General features: G+C 48.2%; 1 protein-coding gene. It reads left to right on the forward strand.

Annotated features, from left to right (window positions below; all coding sequences use genetic code 11):
* On the forward strand, window positions 1–807 hold an 807-nt coding region (locus tag R7O13_RS25220; protein ID WP_318304989.1), incomplete at its 5' end, for an electron transfer flavoprotein subunit alpha/FixB family protein.
* Window positions 808–892: the final 85 nt, after the last annotated feature.

Below are 892 nucleotides of genomic sequence, written 5' to 3' on the forward strand. Positions count from 1 at the left end.
TGTGAAGAAGTCGCTCATCAAGCGAGCCGTGTCGATGGTATTGCAAAAGTAATGTGCATTGACGACGAATCGCTGGTGCACCAATTCGCGGAAAATATCGCGCCAGTTGTTGTGGGACTTGCTGACAGCTTTGACGGTATCTGGGCCAATTCATCATCCAAAGGCAAAGATCTTGCGCCACGTATCGCCGCTAAATGTGGTGTTGGGCAAATCTCTGACATCGTTCAAGTGGTGGATGACAAAACGTTTATACGCCCAATTTATGCGGGCAACGCTTTCGCTAAAGTGATTTCAAATGACAGTTTACGTGTGGTCACCGTGCGCGCATCTGCTTTTGATCCTGTTGCTTGCAACAGCCAAGTCGATATTGAACATCAGCAAACCTCGGCTCAATCTCCCGTTGTAGAGCTAGTTGCTATCGACAAAACGGTATCTGAACGACCTGAACTGACCGCTGCGGAAATCGTGATTTCTGGTGGTCGTGGCGTGGGCAGCAAAGAGAACTTCGAACTTATCGAAAAAGTCGCCGACAAACTCGGCGCAGCGATTGGCGCGTCTCGCGCTGCTGTGGATGCAGGTTTTGTCGCTAACGACTTACAAGTCGGTCAAACGGGTAAAATCGTCGCGCCTAAGCTTTACATTGCCGTCGGGATATCTGGTGCAATCCAACACCTTGCCGGCATGAAAGAGTCAAAAGTGATTGTCGCTATCAACAAAGATCCGGACTCCCCTATCTTCGAAGTGGCGGATTATGGGTTAGTCGGCGATCTGTTTGAGATATTGCCTCAGCTCGCTGAACAACTATAAATAAACCGACTAAGGGCGAGCATGATGATGTTCGCCCTTTTTGATCAATGTAAGTTAACAATGGATTGAATATAGAGGGAACTAT

The organism is Vibrio sp. Y176, assembly GCF_033438945.1.